Here is a 255-nt window from a genome sequence, read left to right on the forward strand (position 1 = left end):
ACAAGTGCATGTGGTGGATGCCTTGGCGATCACAGGCGATGAAGGACGCGGTAGCCTGCGAAAAGCTTCGGGGAGCTGGCAAACGAGCTTTGATCCGAAGATGTCCGAATGGGGAAACCCACCTCTTCTGAGGTATCCGTGACTGAATCCATAGGTCACGTGAAGCGAACGCGGTGAACTGAAACATCTAAGTAACCGCAGGAAAAGAAATCAACCGAGATTCCCAAAGTAGTGGCGAGCGAAATGGGACCAGCC

Annotated in this window: 1 rRNA gene; it reads left to right on the top strand. The window is 52.9% G+C overall.

What is annotated here, in order from left to right:
• Positions 1–2 precede the first annotated feature (2 nt).
• Positions 3–255, top strand: a 23S ribosomal RNA gene (locus tag JNB89_RS31485); the annotation flags it as partial.

The sequence above is a fragment of the Paraburkholderia phenoliruptrix genome (genome assembly GCF_019511605.1).
GTDB lineage: Bacteria > Pseudomonadota > Gammaproteobacteria > Burkholderiales > Burkholderiaceae > Paraburkholderia > Paraburkholderia phenoliruptrix_A.